The following is a 17,757-nucleotide window of genomic DNA, read 5'->3' as shown; positions in this document are numbered from 1 at the left end:
CGTCACCGAAAGGCGCCACACCCCGTGAGAGCCACCACCGCCCGCCGCGGCCTGCTCGCCGCCACCGCCCTGCTCCCGGTGCTGGCCCTGACCGCCTGCGGTTCCGACCCGGCCTCCCCGGCCGGGGCCGCGCCCGCCGGCGGGTCCGCAGTCGCCGCCGCGAGCCAGGACGTCGTCTCGTCGGTCGCGAAGGTCGACAGCATCGCCGCGCTGCTGCCGCAGGACGTGCGCAAGTCCGGCAGCTTCAAGGTGGGCAGCTCCGTCAACGCGCCGCCCAGCGCGTTCCACCCGGACGGGGCGAGTGACAAGCCGGCCGGCATCGACATCGACTTCACCGACGCCGTGGCCAAGGTGCTCGGACTGGGGGTCCAGCGCGAGGAGGCCTCCTTCGAGACCATCCTGCCCGCTCTGGGCAGCGGCAAGTACGACGTCGGCACCGGCAACTTCGGGGTCACCGCCGTCCGGCTGAAGACCGTCGACTTCGTCACCTACATCGACGACGGCCAGGGCTTCGCGGTGAAGAAGGACAACACCACCCTCCAGCCCGTCACCGACCTCACCCAGCTCTGCGGCCTGAACGTCGGCACCGGCGCCGGCACCACCTTCGAGACGACCCTGAACAGCAAGAAGAGCGTCTGCTCCGACGCGGGCAAGAAGCCGTACGAGGTGAAGGCCTTCTCCGACAACGCGGCGGTCCTGACCGGGCTCCAGCAGGGCCGGATCGACGTCGTCATGTCGACCATCAACGGGCTGCGCTACCAGGCCTCCCAGGCGGCCGCCGGGACGAAGTTCCTCGGCGAGTTCCACCGTCTGGACGTGGGCTTCGCCTTCAAGAAGGGATCGCCGCTCGCCCCCGCCTTCCAGGGCGCGGTCAACCAACTGATCAAGGACGGCACGTACGACCGGATCCTGAAGAAGTGGGGAGTCACCGACTCCGCGATCAAGGAGTCCCTGATCAGCCCGCCCGAGCACCCGTGATCCCGTGTCCGCGCTTCGGAGGAATCCCACCATGACTCTCAGCACCGAGCAGGAACCCGCCCTCGTCGCGGGCCGGGAGCGGACCACCGCCGCTCTCCCCGACGACCCGGCCGCTCTCACCATCGTCCCCGCCCGCCACCCCTGGCGCTGGGCGGCCGGCGTGGCCGCCGCCGTCCTGGTCGCCCAGTTCGTCCACGGCATGGCCACCAACCCGGGCTGGGACTGGCCGACCTTCCGGGCCTTCGTCACCACCGGCACGATCCTGAAATCCGTCTGGATCACGCTCCAACTCACCTTCTACGGAACGATCCTGGGCTTCCTGCTGGGCGCCGGGATCGCCGCGCTTCGGCTCTCGCGCAGCGCCGTCCTGCAGACCATCGCCTGGGTGTACATCTGGGCCTTCCGGTCGATTCCGCTGATCGTCCAGCTGGTCTTCTGGTTCAACCTCTCCTATCTGTACAAGCGGCTGGGTGTGGGCATCCCGTTCGGCCCGACGGTGCTGTCCTTCGACACCATCAGCGTCCTCGGGGCGATGGGCGCGGCCGTGCTCGGCCTCGCGCTGCACCAGGCCGCGTACGCCGCCGAGATCATCCGGGGCGGCATCATCGCCGTCGACAACGGCCAGCTGGAGGCCGCCGCCGCCCTCGGCATCCCCCGGCTGCGGCAGGCCTGGCGGATCGTCCTGCCGCAGGCCATGCGCGGGATCCTGCCGGCCGCCGCCAACGAGGTGATCTCGCTGTTCAAGGGCACCTCGATCGTCTACGTGATGGCGATAGGCGAACTCTTCTACCAGGTCCAGGTGATCTACGGCCGCACCGGCCGGGTGGTGCCCCTGCTGATGGTCGCCACCGTCTGGTACATCCTGCTCACCACGCTGCTCTCGATCGGTCAGTACTACGTCGAGCGGTACTTCGCCCGGGGCGCGCAGCGCACCCCGCCGCCCGGCCCGCTGCAGCGGGTCCGCGGCTTCGTCCAACACGTCCAGGCCACCCGCCGCACCGCACCTTCCACCGGAGGCCTCTCATGACCACCGCCACTGCCGACGCCGACGCCATGGTGCGGGTCCGGGGAGTGCACAAGAGCTTCGGCGCGCTGGAGGTGCTGCGCGGCGTCGACCTGGTCGTCCCGGCCGGCTCGGTGACCGTGGTGCTCGGCCCGTCCGGCTCGGGCAAGTCGACGCTGCTGCGCGCCATCAACCACCTGGAGAAGCTCGACCGCGGCTTCGTCTCGATCGACGGCGAGCTGATCGGCTACCGCCGTTCGGGCGGCAGGCTGCACGAGCTGAAGGAGCGCGAGGTGCTGCGCCAGCGCACCGGCATCGGCTTCGTCTTCCAGAACTTCAACCTCTTCCCGCACCTGACCGTGCTGGAGAACATCGTCGAGGCGCCGATCAGCGCGCTGAAGCAGCCCAAGGCCGAGGCGAGGACAGCGGCGCTCGCGCTGCTCGCCCGGGTCGGCCTCTCGGACAAGGCGGACGCCTACCCGCGCCAGCTCTCCGGCGGCCAGCAGCAGCGGGTGGCGATCGCCCGGGCGCTCGCGCTGCAGCCCAAGGTGCTGCTCTTCGACGAGCCGACCTCGGCCCTGGACCCGGAGCTGGTCGGCGAGGTGCTCGATGTGATCAAGGACCTCGCGCACACCGGCACCACCATGATCGTCGTGACGCACGAGATCGGCTTCGCCCGCGAGGTGGCCGACACGGTGGTCTTCATGGACGGCGGAGTCGTCGTCGAGCAGGGGCCGCCGGCCGCCGTGCTGGACGATCCGCAGCACGAGCGCACCCGGTCCTTCCTGTCCAAGGTTCTCTGAACAGTCCTCCGCACCAGCCCGCCGAACAACGGAGTCGTCGCCATGTCCCTACCCCGTCGCGCCCTCGTCACCGCCTCGCTCGCCGCCGTCGCCACCCTCACCCTGGCGGCCTGCGGCTCCTCCTCCACCGCCTCCGCCGACCTCGGCGCCCCGAAGGCGACCACGGCGCCGAACGGCGTCACGGTGAACCTCGGTCCCGACCAGAACCGGGTGACCACGCCCAAGGTGGACGCCATCGCGGCGCTCGTACCGGAGGAGATCAGAAAGCGGGGCACACTGACGGTCGTCGACTCGCTCGGCACCGTGCCGCCACTGGACTTCCACGCCGACGACGACAAGACCATCATCGGCGTCGAGCCGGACATCGCCTACCTGGTGGGCAACGTGCTCGGCCTCAAGGTCGAGCTCAACCCGGTCTCCTGGGAGAACATCTTCGTCGGCCTGGACAGCGGCAAGTACGACGTGGGCCTCAGCAACATCACCGTCACCGAGGCCCGCAAGGAGAAGTACGACTTCGCCACCTACCGGCTGGACGTGCTCGGCTTCGAGGCCAAGAAGGGCAGCGGCTGGAAGGTCGCCGGGCCCCCGGACGTGGCGGGCCACACCATCGGGGTCGGCTCCGGCACCAACCAGGAGAAGCTGCTGATCGACTGGAACGACCAGAACGTCAAGGCGGGCCTCAAGCCGGTCGACATCAAGTACTACCAGAACGCCTCCGACTACTACCTGGCGCTCTCCTCCGGACGCATCGACGCCTACCTCGGCCCCAACCCGAGCGCCGCCTTCCACGTCGTCCAGACCGGGCAGAGCGAGGTGATCGGCACCTACTCCGGTGGTGGCGCCAACGTCCTGGGCAAGATCGCGGCGACCACCAAGAAGGACAACGGCCTGGTCAAGGCACTCAACGAGGCGATCAACGAGATCATCAAGAACGGCACCTACGGGCAGGCCCTCAAGCGCTGGGGTCTGGACAACGAGGCCGTCCAGACCTCCGAGATCAACCCGCCCGGGCTGCCCAAGACCAACCCCTGACCCACCCCGCGCCCGGGGCGGGTCCACCGCCCGCCCGCCTGCCCCCGCCGCTATCGTGAACAGCGTTCGAATCCGGTGGACTTGGGGGCAGGCATGCGGGTCGGGGACGTGCTGGACGGCCGGTACCGGCTGGTGGAACAGCTCGGCAGGGGCGGCTTCGGAGTGGTGTGGGAGGCCTTCGACCGCAAGGTCGGCCGGCCGGTCGCGGTGAAGGTGATCTCGGAGGAGCACGCGGCCGACGACCGGGAGGTCCGGCGCTTCGTCACCGAGGCCCGGACGGTCGGCAACCTCTCGCACCCGCACATCGTGACCCTCCACGACCTGGGGGAGGTACGGCGGGGCCCGGGCCCCGCCGTCCACTACCTGGTGATGGAGCTGGTCCGCGGCCGCTCGCTGGCGGACGTCCTGCGGGAGGGCCCGCCCGGGCCCGAGCACGCCCTGCGCTGGGCCGGTCAGGTCTGCGGCGCGCTCGACGCGGCCCACCGCGCCGGCGTGGTGCACCGGGACATCAAGCCCGAGAACATCATGATCACCGAGTCGGGCGAGGCCAAGGTCCTGGACTTCGGCATCGCCCGCCTGGAGAACCACTCGGCCGGGCTCACCAGCACCGGCAGCGTGATCGGCAGCCCGCACTACCTGTCGCCCGAACGCTGGGCGGGCGCCGTGGTGGACGGCCGCGCCGACCTGTACGCCCTGGGCTGCGTCCTCTACCAACTCTGCTCCGGGAAAAGGCCGTTCGACGGCCGTAGTGCGGTCTCCCTGATGTACCAGCACCTCAACGAGACGCCGGCCGCGCCGAGCGGGGCGTCGCCGGCACTGGCGGAGCTGATCCTGCGGCTGCTGGCCAAGGACCCGGCCGACCGCCCGGCGGACGCCGCGGAGGTCCGCCGCGCGCTGGCGGCGATCGCGGCCTCGCCCGCCGGACGCCTCCCCACGGCGCCCGCGGCATCGGCGGGGACCGCCACGGTGCCGGTCGCCGTGCCGGGCCAGCGGGCCGTGCCGAAGCCTGCCACGCAGGAGCCTGCCGTACCGATGCCTGCCGGGCCGATGCCTGCCGCGCCGGAGCCGGAGGAGCTGCGGCAGCGGGCCGACCTGGCCTGGGCCCGCGGCGTCGACGGGGAGCCGGCCGAGGCCGTCCGGCTGCTGGTGGAGCTGCTCCCCGACTTCGCGCGGGTGCTGGGCCCCGCCGACCCGCGCACCCTGCGGACCTGCCACGACCTCGCGCTCTGGCTCGCCCGCTCCGGCGAACCGGGCGAGGCGGCGGCCCTGTTGCGTGAGATCGTCCCCGGGACGGCGCACGACGAGGAGACCGCGGCGGACGTCGCTCGGGACATCGTCCGCTGGGAGCGGGCCGCGCGGAGACAGGGCGCAGTCGGCGCGGGCCCGGGGCTGGGCGTGCTGCTCGGCGGCGGTCCGCAGCACGACTGAGGCGCCGCCGACCACGGGATCGCCGTGCCCGAACACCACCGCCGCGCCGTCCGGCGGCAGCGCGTCGGGCGCAGGGATCCCACCGCCCGCGCCCGGTCGGTGTCGGTCCGTGCCGCCCCCGGTCCGTGCCGCCCCCGGGCGGTTGTTCTGCCTCGCTCACCAGCCGTTCGGGACGCGCTCCAGGACCCCGCCGGCGAAGACGTCGTACAGCGGCAGCGTCTCCAGGTGCACGTAGCCGATGTGACAGTCGCAGACGGCCAGTTCGCACGGACGCGGCCCGAGCGCGGCTCGGTAGGAGCCGTCGTACAGGTTGCCCAGCTCGGTCCGGACGAAGTGGCAGCGGCGAACCGTGCCGTCGCCGTCCACCGAGATGACCGAGCGGCCCGTGCGGCAGGGCAGTCCGGCACTCGGGTGCGGGGTGCGGGAGTAGGAGAAGAGCGGGTCGAGGGCGGCCCACTCGGCGGCCTGCGCGTCGGTGTACGTCCGGCCCTCGGCGGCGTTCACCCAGAGGTACACCTCCGGCGCCAGCTCGGCGCGCAGCCGCCGGGCCGGCGCCAGGTGCTCGGGCTCGCCGACCACGCCGACGCTGTACCGCACGCCGAGCGCGCTCAGCTCCCGGCACTTGGCGAGGAACCGCTCGTGGGTGACCTCACCCGGGTGGTACGTCGTCCACAGGGCGAGGGTGTCCCGGTCGGCGCCGGCCAGCCAGTCGGTGCGGAAGCTGAGGTTGGTCTGGATCGCCACCCGGCGGATGTGCGGCAGCCGGCTCAGCGCCGCCAGCGTCTCGCGGTACCAGGAACGGACCAGCCCCTCGCCCCACGGAGTGAACAGCAGCGAGAGGGTGTCGCCACGCTGCTCGGCGGCCCAGTCGGCGAAGCGGGCCAGCGCGGCGCGGTCGGCACGCAGCTGTTCGGGGGTGTCCCGGCGCTTTCCGAAGGGGCAGTACGGGCAGTCGTAGTCGCAGGAGGCGAGCGGGCCCCGGTAGAGGACCGTCAGGTCCAGCGGTTCGGGAGCGGGCGGACGCACTCCCGGCATGCCCAGGTCGGCGGTGCTCGGGTGCCCGGTCACTTCGCCTCGTAACCGGCCATCAGGCGCCGGACGGCGGGGGAGAACAGCTCGGGCCCGACGGCGTCGGAGTGCGCCAGCCCCTCGGGGCTCAGCCGCAGCCGGTCCGTGCCGTCGGCGAGCCACCCGGCCGCGCCGAGCGCGGCCAGCTCGGCGGCGAAGTCGGCGCCCGGGTCGCTCCCGAACCGCCGGCGGTAGTCGGCCGGGTCGAGGCCCTCGGCCTGCAGCAGCGACTGCACCAGATGGCGTCGGCGGGCCTCCTGCGCGTCCATCCGGTGCCCGACCTCGGCCCGGGTGAAGTCGGTGGTCGCCACGTAGTCGTCGATGATCGAGCGGACCTCGCCGGCGTCCACCGCGTAGTCGAAGGAGTAGTGCAGGCCCGAGGTGTAGGAGCGGGAGCCGCAGCCCAGACCCACCATGCCGTCGGTCTGGCAGCTGTACTCGCTCGTGCCGGCCTGCGGCGAGCCGGACCGGCGGAACATCCGCATCGACACCTGCTGGTAGCCCCGCGCGAGCAGGTGGTCCCGGCCCGCCCGGTAGAGCGTCAGGCGCTGCTCGTCCCAGGCCCGCGGGTCCTGCTCGCCCGGGCGCCGGCCGAGGCCGGTGAGCGGGCGGACGTACAGCGGGTAGAGGTACAGCTCCTCGGGCGCCCAGGCCAGTGCCGCGTCCAGCGAGCGCAGCCAGCTGGCCGTGGTCTGGCCGTCGATGCCGTAGATCAGGTCGATGTTGAGGACGGGGAAGCCGGCCGCCCGGATCCGGCCGAGCGCCGCCTCCACCTTGGCGCGCTTCTGCGGGCGGACGGCGGACTTCGCCTCCTCGTCGAGGAAGGACTGCACACCCAGGCTGAGCCGGGTGGTGCCGCGGGCGGCGAGCACCTCCAGCCGGTCGGCGGTGGCGGTGTCGGGGGAGGCCTCCACCGAGAGCGGGACGGCCCGCAGGTCGGCGCCCATCCGCTGCTCGGCGATGTCGCAGAGCCGCTCCAGCTCGGTGGCGGTGAGGTAGGTCGGGGTGCCGCCGCCGAAGGCGGCGAGGGCGAACCGGGCGTCGGCGTCCAGTGCCTCGCGGACGGCGCCGGCCTGCCGCTCCAGGGCGTCCAGGTAGGCGGTGGTGAGGCCGTCCGGGCTGCCGATCCGGGTGAACAGGTTGCAGAAGCCGCAGCGCACCTCGCAGAACGGGATGTGCAGGTAGAGCGAGAGCGCGTGTTGTGGCTCGCCCGCCCAGAGGTCGCGCAGCGCGGGCCGCTCGGGCAGCGGGCGGTAGGCCGTCTTGTGCGGGTAGGCGTAGACGTAGCTGCGGTAGGGGGAGTCCGGTGCCGGGGTGTCGGCCGGGAGCAGGGGGAGGGCGGTGGTCATCGGGGCGGGGCCTCCTCGGCTGCGGGGGTGGTGGCGGGGAGCGTGAAGTGCGCGTACGGGACCGTCCAGACCACCTCGTGGCCGATCCGGTGGCCGGTGTAGCCGTCCTCGCCGTAGGCGGTGCCGTGGTCGGAGCAGACGATCGCGAAGCACGGGCGGCGCCGGCTCATCGCGCCGAACAGCCGCCCGATGTGCCGGTCGACGTACTCCAGGGCCGCGGCGTGACTGGCCCGGCTGTCGCCGTGCGCGCGGGTGGCGCCGGGCAGGTGGAACCAGTTGGGCTGGTGCAGCGCGGCCACGTTGAGGAACAGGAAGAGCGGCTGCCCGGCGGGCTGGGCGGCGACCACCTGCTCGGCGCGGGTCACCTGGGCCTCGAAGGAGACCGGCGAGGGCACGCCGAACTCCGGCTCCCAGTGGCTCTCCTGGAACATCCCGGGGAGCACCGAGCCGAGCGGGCCCTGCCGGTTGAAGAAGCCGACGCCGCCGATGCAGACCGTCCGGTACCCGGCCGCGGCCAGCCCGGACGGCAGGTCGGCGGTGTCGAAGACCCAGGTCCGGGGTTCGGTGGTCTCGGAGCCGGCGAAGCGGGCCGCGAACAGGCGCGGATGCGGCCCGTCCGGGCTCGCCGGGGTGGGCAGGAAGCCCGCCAGGAGGGCCTGGTGCGCGGCGTACGTGAAGCTGCCGGGGGAGTGCCGGCGCTCCCACCGGCCGCCGGGCAGCACGGCCGCGAGGTGCGGGATGCGCCCGGCCGCGGCCAGCTCCTCGGCGACGTCGAAGCGCAGCGTGTCGAGGGTGACCAGCAGCAGGTCGTGGCTGCCGACGACCTGGTTCATGTCGGGGATCGGGTGGTTCGTCCGCTGCACGGGGCTGTTCGTCCGTTCGGTCATGGGGTGGCTCCCCGGCCGGCCGTCAGGAGGGCCGCGATCTGGGCGCCGTAGGTGTCGAGGTCCTCGGCGGGGCCGCCGGGCAGGCCGGTGAGCCCCGGCAGCAGGTCACCGAAGGCGTTGACCTCGCCGACCAGGTAGCGCCGCCACCCGGCCGAGGGCAGCACGTCGACCCCGGCCATCGGGGAGCCGGGGAAGCAGGCGGCCGCCCGCTCGGCGGTCTCCAGCAGATCCGCCCAGCAGGGGCCCGCCGCCGCCCGGACGAGCTCCGGATCGCCCCGGGCGCCGCCGAGATGCAGGTTGGTCATCGGGCCGCCGCTGGTGCGCACCACGACATGGGTGGCCCGGCCGGCGACCACCACCACCCGCAGGTCGGCGGAGCGCCCGCGCTGGGACGCCTTCGGGATCCACCGCTCGACGTGCAGGCCGTCCGGCGCCAGCCGGTCGACGATCGCGGCGACCTCCCGCTCCTCCCGGTAACGCCGTACCCGCAGTGAGTTGTGCAGCTCACCGCCCTGCCAGGCCGCCGAGGTGGTCGCGGCCACCTGCCCGCGCGGGCCGAACTCCAGGGCCACCACGCCGGAGGCGGACGAGCCGTGCGCGGGCTTGACGAAGACCCGGTGCAGACCGGCGGCCGCCAGCCGCTCCCGCAGATCCGCCCAGCCCCGGACGGGCTCCGCGCCCTGCTCCAGCGCCGGCGGGACGGGTACACCCGCCCCGGCGAGCAGCCGGTGGGTACGGCGCTTGTCGAACATCACGCCGGTCTCGGCCGGATCGGCGAGCAGCCGGGCACCGGGCGCCGCCCGGACGGCCCGGGCCACCCCCGCGAGCGCGGCGGTGAACCCGGCGTACCAGGCGGCCGTGCCCTCCACCCGGGTCGGCGCGTACCCGCTGCCGAGGGCCGGACCGCGCAGCAGCGCGTCCACCGCCGCGTCCTCGCCGGGCGAGTCCACCCGCAGGACGGTGCCCGGCTCGATCCGGTACGAGCCGCGCAGCACGTCCAGCCAGGGCAGGACGGCGGGCTCGGGCAGCCCGGCGGCCCGCGCGGCGGCGGCGAACAGCGTCACCCGCCGGTGGCCCGGGACGCCCAGCACGGTGAGCCGCGGAGAGGTCATGGCCGGGTGGTCCGTCGGATCGCCGGTCACTCGCCGGTGGCGACGTAGGGCCAGTCGTTGTCCGGCCCCTCGGCGTCCGAGAGGTCCAGCGCGACGCCGGCCGCCGCCACGGAGTCCCGCAGGCGCTGCTGCATCTCCTCGCCGAGGTAGTGGTGGTGCAGGTCGAGCGAGGCGAGGTGGGTGAGCGGCTGGCCCGCCAGCAGCGCGGCGGCGCCCTGGTCGGTCAGCATCCCCAGGGCGAGGCTGAGCGAGGTCAGCCGGGCGACCACCGGCGCGCCGGCCACCGCCCCGGCGATCTCATCCGCCAGGTGGCTGTTCTCCAGGCCCAGGTGGCGCAGGGCCGGGAGGCGGCCGCCGTCGAGCACCGGCGCGAGGTCCTCCAGCGTCACGTCGCAGCCGTAGTCGTCGGTGCCGAGCCAGAGGTCGAGGCGCTCCAGCGCCGGCAGCTCGCTGGCGCCGATCGCCTGCACGACCGTGCCGGAGAGGCCGCCCGACTCGAAGCGCAGCGCCCGCAGGTGCTCGTGCCGCACCGGCCGCAGGTACGGCGGCGGCAGCTCGCCGTACGTGGAGTAGGCGCCACGGGCGGCCAGCTCCTCCAGCAGCGGGTAGGCCTCCAGCAGCGGGGTCAGGTCGGTCGGCTGGATCCAGGAGATCTCGCTCTCCTCGAACGTCGCCTCGCCCAGGAACAGCGCCCGCAGGGCGGGCAGCCGCCCCGCGCTGCCCACGATCAGCGCGAGCGACTCGGTCAGCGGCTGCATCGGGTCGTCGCCCCACCAGGAGCCGACCACCACGGCCCGGACGCCGGCCGGGTCGACCGCGCCGAGGAACGCCTCCCACAGCTCCGCGAAGGTGCCGGACGAGTCGAAGTCCACGTCCAGCCGCCAGGCGACGTCGCCCGGCGCGGGCAGCGCCCTGCCGTCGGCGAGTGCGCCCGCGACGTCGAACACCGGCAGGCCGTGGAATTCCTCGATGTGCTTGTTGACCGTCATGGCGCTTCTCCTCGGGACGAAAGGGGGCAGAGCCTGTCTACCAGCAGCCACCGACAGGGATCGAAGCGGCCGGGCTCGCAGCGGTGGGGCTTCAGCGGTGGGGCTTCGAGCGGCCGGGCTCGCAGCGGTGGGGCTTCGAGCGGCCGGGCTCGAAGCGGTGGGGCTTCAGGCGACGGACTCGAACGGCGCCCGGGGCCGCGGGCTACTCGGCGTTGGCGACGTAGCGCCAGATCTCGCCGTCCTCCTCCTCCTCGGGCTCCTGCGGGTCGGCCAGATCCAGCTCCGTCCCGGCCGGCTCCAGGGCGGCGCGCAGGCGCTCCGTCAGGGCGTCGCTCAGGAAGTGGTGGTGGAGGTCGAGCCGCTTGAGGTGGGTGAGCGGCTGGCCGGTCAGCAGTGCGGCGGCGCCGTCGTCGGTGAGGGTGCCGAGGGCGAGGCTCAGACTCTCCAACCGGGGGACCACCGGTGCGCCGGCGACGGCGGCCGCGATCTCGTCCTGGAGTTCGCTGTCCTCCAGGCCGAGGTGGCGCAGCCGGGGGAAGAGTGTGCCGTCCAGCAGCGGCTGGAGCTGCGCCACGGTGATGTCGGCGCCGTACTCGTCGACGCCCAGCCAGAGGTCCAGGCTCTCCAGCGCGGGCAACTCCCCGCCGAGGACGCCGTCCAGGACGGCGGAGGGCAGGCCGCCGCTCTCGAAGCGCAGGGTGCGCAGCGCCTCGTGCCGGACGGGCGCGAAGGTGTCCGCGCCGCGGGCGGCCAGCTCCTCCAGCAGGGGGTACGCCTCCAGCAGCGGGGCCGGGTCGCAGAGCTGGATGTAGGCGAGATCCGACTCCTCGCCGACCAGGTCGCCGAGAAAGACCGCCCGCAGCCCGGTGAACCGGTCGGCGGCGCCGGTCAGCAGTCCCACGATCTCCTCGGCGGGCACCTCGAAGTACTCCGCCCACCGGCCGACGACCAGAGCCTTCACCTGCGCCGGATCCACGGTGGCGACGAAGCGCTCCCACTTCTGTGCGAACGGCTCCAGCAGGTGGCGGCGGTAGGACGGCCCGGACTCCCACTGCTCGTCGACCCGCAGCCGCCAGGCGACGCTGCCGGTCGCGGGCAGCTCGGTCGGGTCGCCGGGCCTGGGGAAGTCGAGGACCGGGAGGCCGTGGAACTCCCTGAGGTGCGCGCCGATGGTCATTCCGCTCCCTGTGCATGGCCCGTGCTGGTCCCGGGATTCCTATCAGCCGCCGGTCACGGGCCGTCGACGGGGTCCGCTGTCGGACCCTCGCCGTAGCGTCTGCCCGGTCGTCAGAACGCAGGCAACGTGGGGAGGCGCCGTGTACCGGCAGGGTGACGTGTTGATCGTTCCGGTGGAGGAGGCGCTGGTGCCCGCGAGCACCGGCGCGCTGCCCCGGCAGCCGCGTGACGCCCGGGGCCGGCTGGTGCTGGCGCTCGGCGAGGTGACCGGTCACGCGCACGCGGTGGTCGGGCCGGGCGAACTGCTCCGGGAGCCGGGCCCGTTCGCCGCGGCCTGGCTGCGCCTGCCGGAGGGCGGGCGGGTGGTGCACGAGGAGCACGCCGTGATCCCGCTTCCCAAGGGCTGGTACCGGGTGGTGCGCCAGCGCGAGTACACGCCGGGCGCGGTGCGCGTCGTGGCCGACTGACCGGGTCCGCGGCGACCCGAAACCCGCCCGACCGGACTCCCGCGAGCCGGGTCCCGCGAGCCGGGTCCGCCGAGCCGTGTCCACCGAGCCGGGTCCGCCGAGCCGGGTCCACCGAGCCGGGCCCGCAGTGACGAAGAGGGGAACGAGACGATGACGCAGGCCCAGCAGGCCGGGCGCGTGAGCGGCACCGCCGAGGTGGCGGCCGACTGGCGCCGGGTGGCGGCTGCCACCGCGCCCGCCGGTGAGGCGGCCGGGGCGGACCGTGCGGCGGCCGAGCGCGGTGTCCGCGCGGCCTACCGCGCGGCCGGGCTCCGCGAGCCCGACACGGTGGTCTGGCTGGAGTCGCCCCTGGAGGCGACGGCGGCCGCGCTGCTGCTCGGCGGCGGATCGGCCGCCGTGCTGGCCGGCCCCGGCGCGGCGGGGGCCGCCGCGGTGCTCGCGGCGGCCGGTGAGCGGCTGTCCGCCGCCGGGGTGGCGGCGGTGGCCGGGGCCGGCGGGGCGAGCGTCCGTGAGGCGGTTCGGACCGGGCCGTGGGAGCGGGCCAGGCGGCTGGTGCACGAGCGGCTCGGCGCGTCCGGCTGGGCCTCGCTCTGGGCGCTGACCGGCGGTGAGCTGTGGCCGCAGACGCAGGCGCTGGCCGGCCGGATCCGCGGGGTGGTGGGCGACCGGCTGGCCCCGGAGGTCGACGAGGGCGCGAACCAGGGCCTTCGGGAGGCTGCCGTCGGGGCCGTCGGCGCCGTCCGGCTGGCGCTGCTGGACGCCGTCCTCGGCCAGCACGACGCGCCCTGGCTGGCAGTCTTCGACGCCGCCGGCCCCGGCTTCGCCGGCGACACGGAGCCGCTGGCCGGGCTGGCCGCCGTGGCCCGTGGCTCGGGTTGGTGGTGGCCGTACGAGCGGGTCGCGCTGCTCAGCGCCCGTCCGGCCGAACTGCACCGGGACGAGGCCGGCCGCCTCGACCGGGCGGACGGCCCGGCACTCGCGTACCCCGACGGCTTCGCCGTGCACGCCTGGCGCGGAATGCCGGTGCCCGCCGACTTCCTGGCCGGGCTGGGCGAGCTGACCGCCGAGCGCATCCGCGAGGAGGAGAACGCCGAACTGCGCCGGGTCATGCTGGAGCACTACGGCTACGACCGCTACCTCGCCGAGTCCGGTGCCGAGCCGCTGCACCGGGACGAGACCGGCGTGCTCTGGCGGATCCTGCTGCCCGGCGACGAGCCGGCGGTGATGGTCGAGGTGGTGAACTCCACCGCCGAGCCGGACGGCACCTTCCGGACGTACTGGCTGCGGGTGCCGCCCACCACCCGGACCGCCCGGGCGGGCGTCGCCTGGACGTTCGGCATCGGCGAGCAGGAGTACCGGCCGCAGCGGGAGACCTGAGCGCGCGCGGCGAGGCCCGCGCCGCGTCGGCCGGGCGGGGCCCGGGGCGTTGTCAACCGTACGGGCGACCGATTCCCGAGCCCGGCCCTTTGGAGGAATTGATAGGAATTCGCCGAGCCGGACGGTCTGGTTCGCAGGCGTGAAGGGTTGATATACCTCGGATGCATAGACCGGGTGAGGTGTGCGGCCTGCCCGGTGAGCTGCGACGAACCAGGTGGTGACGGTCAAATGAAGCTCCTCCGTGTCGGCCCTCCCGGCGCCGAGCGCCCGGTCGTACTGGGCCCCGACGGCACCGCGTACGACCTCTCGGGCCGGACCCCCGACCTCGACGGCGCCTTCCTCGCCGGGCTGGATCCGGCCGAACTCGCCCGGGCGGTGGCCGCCGGCGACCTGCCGGTCACCGACATCGCGGGGCAGCGCGTCGGCGCGCCCGTGGCCCGGCCGGGCAAGGTGGTCGGCATCGGCCTGAACTACCGCGACCACGCCGCCGAGGCAGGGGCGCAGATCCCCACCGAACCGGTGGTCTTCCTCAAGCCGAGCGACACCGTGGTCGGCCCGTACGACGAGGTGCTGGTGCCGCGCGGCGCCGAGAAGACCGACTACGAGGCCGAACTGGCCGTCGTGATCGGCCGCCGGGCCCGCTACCTGGAGACCCACCGGGACGCGGCGGACGTCGTCGCCGGCTACACGGTGGCCAACGACGTCACCGAGCGGGCGTTCCAGCTCGAACGCGGCGGCCAGTGGGACAAGGGCAAGTCGGCGGAGACGTTCACCCCGCTCGGGCCCTGGCTGGTCACCGCGGACGAGGTTCCGGATCCGCAGCGGCTGCCGGTACGGGCCTGGGTCAACGGCGGTCTGCGGCAGAACGGCTCCACCGCCGAGATGATCTTCCCGGTGCTGGAGATCGTCCGCTACCTGACCCACTTCATGGTGCTGGAGCCGGGCGACGTGATCGTCACGGGCACGCCGGCGGGCGTCACCCTGGGCCACCGGGGCACGGCCTTCCTGCAGCCGGGCGACGTGGTCGAGATCGAGATCGACGGCCTCGGCCGCCAGCGCCAGGTGCTCGGCAAGGCCTGACCGGACGACCCGGCCCCGGGCACGGGGGCCGGGGCGACCGGTGCGGCGCCGGGATCGCGGGCGGAGCGGTGCCCGGGCGGTCGGACGGCCGGCGGCTCCCGCGGCCGGAGGCTCCGTGGTCGGAGCGCCGAGCGCGGTCCGAGCGCCGAGTCCGGTCCGAGCAGCGAGCGCAGTCGCCCGAGCAGTACCACCGCCGGGCCGTCCGGCTCCTCCAGCGCGAGCATCCCGGCCAGCACCTCGGCGGTCTGCGGATCGCGCGGCGCCATCGCCGCGCTCATCGCCACGAACTCGTCCACCAGCCAGTCCCGCAGTTCGTCCTGGGGGATCTGCCGGCCCTCGTCCAGCCAGCTCAGCGACGAGCCCTCGACCACCGAGATCCAGGACCGCACGAGCATCGTCAGCCGGGGCCCGGCCTGCCGCACCCCCAGATGCCGCAGGGTGCGGCGCAGCGCCGTGCGCCTCACCTCGTCGACGATGGCCGAGGTCCGCGCGGTCTCCACCACCGAGCCACCGCGCAGCAGGGCCGCGTACCCGGTGTCGTGCTCGGCCACGAAGGCGAAGTAGTTGTCCAGCACCGCAGCCAGCTGCCGGGTCGGCGTGCCGTCCTTGGGCACCTTGAACCGGCTGATCAGCTCCTCGGCCGCGCTGCGCAGTGCGGCCTCGTACAACTGCTGCTTGCCACCGGCGAAGTAGCGGTAGACCAGCGGCCGGGAGGCGCCGGCGGCCTCGGCCACGTCGTCCAGGCCGACCTCCTCGGGCGGGCGGGCGGCGAACAGTTCCAACGCGACGGCGATCAGCTGCTCACGCCGCTGCTGCACCGGCAGCCGCCGGTAGCCCGTGCGGCGGGGACGGGCCTCTGGTGAGGACGGGTCAGGCGTTGGGCTGGCGTTCATGCCGGTCAGCGTAGCGGCGGACCAGGCGATCCGACCCTGACCGTCGGGGCCCCTTGCCGCAGGGCCCCGAGGCGGCGACGGCGACGCGGCCCGTCACCTCACCCGCACCACGCCGCTCCCGCCACCCGGCCCGGCCCGGCGGGTACGCGCCGCCGGGTGGTCGGCGGGAGCCTGCCCGGAGAGGCTTGCAATCGCGCCGGGCTGCGACAGGATGTCCGGATGGTTGAAGAACTGATCAACTCCCGCCAGGGCGGCACCACCCCCCGCCGCATCGCGGACGACTACGTCCGCGCCCTCGCCGACCTCGACCCGCTGACCGCGGTCTACCTCGGCCTCGACCCCGACGACGACAGACTCCCGGACCTCTCCCCGGCCGGCACCGAGGCCCTCGCCGACCTCGCCCGCCGCGTCCTCGCCGAGCTCGACGCGGCCGAGGCGGCCGGAGCCTCGGCCGACGAGGCCGAGCGCCGCTGCGCCCGGCTGCTGCGCGAGCGGCTGACCGCCGAACTCGCCGTCCACGACGCGGGCGAGAACCTGCGGGCGGTCCGCAACCTGGGCTCGCCCGTGCACAACGTGCGCGAGGTCTTCACGCTGCTGCCGAGCGCCACCGAAGAGGACTGGGAGCGGATCGGCCGCAGGCTCGCCCGGCTGCCGCAGGCGCTCGCCGAGTACCGCGTGACGCTGGAGGAGGGCGTCGCCCGCGGGCTGCTCTCCGGGCCCCGGCAGGTCACCACCGTGATCGGCCAGTTCGGCGAGTGGCTGGACCAGGACACCCCCGGTGGCTGGTTCGGGCAGTTCGTCGAGGGAGCCCCCGAGGGGCTGCGGACCGGGCTGACCGAGATCGCCGTCCGCGCCGCCGAGGCCCTGGCCGACCTGCGCGACTGGCTGCGCGACGTCTACGGCCCGGCCGCGGCCGGGGCGCCGGACACCACCGGCCGCGAGCGCTACGCCCGCTGGGTCCGCTACTGGACCGGCTCCGACCTCGACCTGGACGAGGCGTACGGCTGGGCCTGGCGGGAGTTCCACGACATCGACGCCCGGATGCGGGCCGAGGCGGAGAAGGTGCTGCCCGGCTCCACCCCGATGCAGGCCATGAAGTGGCTGGAGTCGCACGGACCGGCGATCGAGGGCGAGGAGGCCGCCCGCGACTTTCTCCAGGGCCTGATGGACCAGGCGATCGGCGATCTCCAGGGCACCCACTTCGACCTGGCCGAGCCGGTCACCCGGGTCGAGTCCCGGCTCGCCCCGGCCGGCAGCGCCGCCGCCCCGTACTACACGGCGCCGTCGCTGGACTTCACGCGGCCCGGGCGCACCTGGCTGCCGACGCTGGGCCGGGACCGCTTCCCGGTCTGGGACCTCGTCTCGACCTGGTACCACGAGGGCGTTCCCGGCCACCACCTGCAGCTGGCGCAGTGGAACTACGTCGCCGACCGGCTGTCGACCTACCAGGTCAGCCTGGGCGGCGTGAGCGCGAACCTGGAGGGCTGGGCGCTGTACGCCGAGCGTCTGATGGACGAGCTCGGTTACCTGACCGAGCCCGGCCACCGGCTCGGCTACCTCAACGCCCAGATGATGCGGGCGCTGCGGGTGATCGTGGACATCGGCATGCACGTCGGCCTGGACTTCCCCGCCGACTCGCCGTTCAAGCCCGGTGAGCCGGTGCTGCCGGACGACGCCCGGGTGTTCTTCGGGCAGTACTGCGGGCTCTCCGCCGACTTCCTGGACAGCGAGCTGGTCCGCTACCTCGGCATGCCGGGCCAGGCGATCGGCTACAAGCTCGGCGAGCGGGCCTGGCTGCGCGGACGGGCGGCGGCGAAGGCGGCGCACGAGGCGCGCGGCGAGGCCTTCGACCTCAAGGCCTGGCACATGGCCGCGCTGTCGCAGGGCTCGCTCGGCCTGGACGACCTGGTCGCGGAGCTGGCCGCGCTGTAGCCGGGGCGGGGCGGGACGGGGCCCGGCCGGGGCGGGGGCCACCGGGGGCGGGCCCCGGCTCCCCGTCCCCTCGCCGCGGGCGACCGCCGATCCGGGACAGAAGAACGAGATGTTTGGGACTTAAGTCCCAGTTGGGAGGATTTGGGGGCAATTTTCCTTGCCAATCGCCGGTTCCGGCGTTTG

At 74.1% G+C, this 17,757-nt stretch carries 15 protein-coding genes and 1 pseudogene; 9 read left to right on the top strand and 7 right to left on the bottom strand.

The features are described 5' to 3' along the window. Window positions 1-24 precede the first annotated feature (24 nt). The 5 genes from OG823_RS12460 (at window position 25) to OG823_RS12440 (ending at window position 5,244) form a co-directional block, all read left to right on the top strand. On the top strand, window positions 25-978 hold the full coding sequence (locus OG823_RS12460; RefSeq protein WP_371479553.1) for an ABC transporter substrate-binding protein: 954 nt from the start codon (window positions 25-27) through the stop codon (window positions 976-978). A 31-nt stretch (window positions 979-1,009) separates the two neighbouring features. Continuing rightward, window positions 1,010-2,005: an amino acid ABC transporter permease gene (locus OG823_RS12455; RefSeq protein WP_371479552.1), complete on the top strand. Its 996-nt coding sequence runs from the start codon at window positions 1,010-1,012 to the stop codon at window positions 2,003-2,005. After that, entirely contained in the window at window positions 2,002-2,784 is a 783-nt protein-coding gene (locus OG823_RS12450) for an amino acid ABC transporter ATP-binding protein (RefSeq protein WP_371479551.1), read from the top strand. Before OG823_RS12455 ends, OG823_RS12450 begins: the two co-directional genes overlap by 4 nt. Window positions 2,785-2,826: 42 nt before the next feature. Then, window positions 2,827-3,816, top strand: a complete 990-nt coding sequence (locus OG823_RS12445; protein WP_371479550.1) for an ABC transporter substrate-binding protein — start codon at window positions 2,827-2,829, stop codon at window positions 3,814-3,816. A 93-nt stretch (window positions 3,817-3,909) separates the two neighbouring features. Further along, the gene (locus OG823_RS12440; protein WP_371479549.1) at window positions 3,910-5,244 is read left to right on the top strand and encodes a protein kinase; all 1,335 of its coding nucleotides are present in this window, start codon (window positions 3,910-3,912) and stop codon (window positions 5,242-5,244) included. A gap of 156 nt (window positions 5,245-5,400) precedes the next feature. Here the strand turns inward: OG823_RS12440 and OG823_RS12435 are convergent, their stop codons facing one another. The 6 genes from OG823_RS12435 to OG823_RS12410 all read right to left on the bottom strand — a co-directional run bounded on the left by OG823_RS12435 (window position 5,401) and on the right by OG823_RS12410 (window position 11,826). Continuing rightward, entirely contained in the window at window positions 5,401-6,246 is an 846-nt protein-coding gene (locus OG823_RS12435; RefSeq protein ID WP_371484445.1) for an STM4011 family radical SAM protein, read from the bottom strand. 62 nt (window positions 6,247-6,308) lie between these two features. Then, window positions 6,309-7,661: an STM4012 family radical SAM protein gene (locus tag OG823_RS12430; RefSeq protein WP_371479548.1), complete on the bottom strand. Its 1,353-nt coding sequence runs from the start codon at window positions 7,659-7,661 to the stop codon at window positions 6,309-6,311. Continuing rightward, on the bottom strand, window positions 7,658-8,494 hold the full coding sequence (locus OG823_RS12425; RefSeq protein ID WP_371484444.1) for an STM4013/SEN3800 family hydrolase: 837 nt from the start codon (window positions 8,492-8,494) through the stop codon (window positions 7,658-7,660). The genes OG823_RS12430 and OG823_RS12425 overlap by 4 nt, the downstream gene beginning before the upstream one ends. Window positions 8,495-8,544: 50 nt before the next feature. After that, window positions 8,545-9,660, bottom strand: coding sequence for an STM4014 family protein (locus tag OG823_RS12420; protein WP_371479547.1), 1,116 nt, complete (start codon window positions 9,658-9,660; stop codon window positions 8,545-8,547). Between the two features lie 26 nt (window positions 9,661-9,686). After that, entirely contained in the window at window positions 9,687-10,649 is a 963-nt protein-coding gene (locus tag OG823_RS12415; RefSeq protein ID WP_371479546.1) for an STM4015 family protein, read from the bottom strand. 202 nt (window positions 10,650-10,851) lie between these two features. After that, window positions 10,852-11,826, bottom strand: coding sequence for an STM4015 family protein (locus OG823_RS12410; RefSeq protein WP_371479545.1), 975 nt, complete (start codon window positions 11,824-11,826; stop codon window positions 10,852-10,854). A gap of 139 nt (window positions 11,827-11,965) precedes the next feature. Here OG823_RS12410 and OG823_RS12405 point away from each other — a divergent pair, with 139 nt between their 5' ends. From OG823_RS12405 to OG823_RS12395, 3 genes are all read left to right on the top strand, one after another. Beyond that, window positions 11,966-12,292 carry a hypothetical protein gene (locus OG823_RS12405; RefSeq protein WP_371479544.1) on the top strand — a complete coding sequence of 109 codons (327 nt, stop codon included), beginning with the start codon at window positions 11,966-11,968 and terminating at the stop codon, window positions 12,290-12,292. Window positions 12,293-12,442: 150 nt separating this feature from the next. Beyond that, complete coding sequence (locus OG823_RS12400; RefSeq protein ID WP_371479543.1) at window positions 12,443-13,669, top strand: DUF6745 domain-containing protein; 1,227 nt, start codon at window positions 12,443-12,445, stop codon at window positions 13,667-13,669. Between the two features lie 228 nt (window positions 13,670-13,897). Then, complete coding sequence (locus OG823_RS12395; protein ID WP_371479542.1) at window positions 13,898-14,749, top strand: fumarylacetoacetate hydrolase family protein; 852 nt, start codon at window positions 13,898-13,900, stop codon at window positions 14,747-14,749. A gap of 155 nt (window positions 14,750-14,904) precedes the next feature. On the opposite strand, the pseudogene OG823_RS12390 reads toward OG823_RS12395, so the two are convergent. Beyond that, a pseudogene (locus OG823_RS12390) lies at window positions 14,905-15,642 on the bottom strand (TetR/AcrR family transcriptional regulator); the annotation flags it as partial. 219 nt (window positions 15,643-15,861) lie between these two features. Between OG823_RS12390 and OG823_RS12385 the strand changes: the two are divergent. Further along, window positions 15,862-17,574, top strand: coding sequence for a DUF885 domain-containing protein (locus OG823_RS12385; protein ID WP_371479541.1), 1,713 nt, complete (start codon window positions 15,862-15,864; stop codon window positions 17,572-17,574). Window positions 17,575-17,757: the final 183 nt, after the last annotated feature.

The sequence above is a fragment of the Kitasatospora sp. NBC_00315 genome, from assembly GCF_041435095.1.
GTDB lineage: Bacteria > Actinomycetota > Actinomycetes > Streptomycetales > Streptomycetaceae > Kitasatospora.
Note: the sequence above shows the minus strand (reverse complement) of the source record. Positions and strands in the feature narration are given on the sequence as shown.